1 protein-coding gene is annotated in these 1,438 nt (G+C 76.6%); it reads left to right on the top strand.

Annotated features, from left to right (window positions below):
• On the top strand, positions 1-1,393 hold a 1,393-nt coding region (locus tag ND748_RS31955; RefSeq protein WP_308205788.1), incomplete at its 5' end, for a hypothetical protein.
• Positions 1,394-1,438 lie beyond the last annotated feature (45 nt).

Below are 1,438 nucleotides of genomic sequence, written 5' to 3'. Positions count from 1 at the left end.
GGCGGCCGCCGCCGCGTTCGCCGCCCTCGCGCTGACGGCCGCCAGCGCCCTCGGCAGCGCCTCCGCCACCGCCACCGCCGTGTCTCCTGCCACCGCCGTGTCTCCTGCCACCGCCGTGTCTCCTGCCACCGCCGTGTCTCCTGCCACCCCCGTGTCTCCCGGCGCCGCCGCGCACGCCGCCAGGCCTCCCGCGGTCGTCGCATCGTCCGTTGCCACGCCATCGCTGTCGGCGGTGCGACGGGCAGAGCGCGGCGGGGTGGTCTCGTCCGAACGGTTGGCGGTCCTGTCCGCGGCGCAGGTGCGGGCGGTGCTGACCGCGAGCGGATTCGACGCGGACCCGGCGGTCGTGCGCTCGGGCGTGGTCACCTATCGGCTGGTCTACCGCACGATTGACCCGCGTGGGCGGGCGACCACCGCCAGTGGCCTGCTCGCCCTGCCCGCCGCCGACACCCGCCGGTTGCGCGTCGTCTCCTACACCCACGGCACCGAGATCGCCCGCGTCGACGCCCCGTCGACGGCGACGGACCTGGCCGCCGACGGCTGGGGCCAGGCCCCGGCCCTCACCTACGCCGCAGCCGGTTTCGCCGCGGCCGCCCCCGACTACCTCGGTCTCGGTGTCGGGCCCGGTCCGCATCCGTGGATGGACGTGCCCTCCGAGGTGTCGGCGTCGCTCGACCTGCTGCGCGCCACCCGGGCGTTCGTCGCCACGCAGGGGCGCACGGTTGACCCGCGGGTCCTGGTGACGGGGTTCTCGCAGGGCGCCTCGGCGGCGACCGGTCTCGGCGCGGCGCTGCAGGCCGGCGCCGATCCGTCGCTGCGCCTCGGCGCGCTGGCACCGGTCAGCGGCGCCTACGACTTCCGATCGGTGGAGCTGCCCGCCCTGCTGGCCGGCCGGGTCGAACAACCCTACGGCGTCGGCTACACCGCCTATCTGCTCGTCTCGTTCAACCGGCTGCACCACCTGTACGACGCGCCCGCCGAGGTCTTCCGCGAGCCGTCGGTCGAGGCGCTGTTCGACGGTGAACACTCCGGCCAGCAGTTCGTCGCCGGCCTGCCGGCGAGCATCGACGCCCTGCTCACCCCGCGCGGTGCCGAGCTGCTCCACCATCCGCGGGGCCGGTTCGCGGCGGCGCTGGCGGTGGCCGACGCGACCTGCTCCACCCCGCCGGGCCCTCGCTCGCTGCCCGCGCCCGCGCCGGTGCGGCTCTATGTCGGCGGCGCGGACACCCAGGTGCCCCGAGCAAACAGCGAGCACTGCCGCGCGGCGCTGCGCGGGCACGGCGTCGACGCCCCGATCGTCGACCTCGGCGCGGTCGTCGACCATCTTGATTCCAACCGCGTCGGCACCGCGGCTGTCGTCCGGTGGTTGCTGACTCCCGGCGGCCCGCGCTGAGGCCGCCCCCCCGGCGGGCCGTGCGCCGGCCACGCCGGCCACGCC

Origin of the sequence: Frankia sp. AiPs1, assembly GCF_023716945.1 — a bacterium.
Lineage (GTDB): Bacteria > Actinomycetota > Actinomycetes > Frankiales > Frankiaceae > Frankia.
Note: the sequence above shows the minus strand (reverse complement) of the source record. Positions and strands in the feature narration are given on the sequence as shown.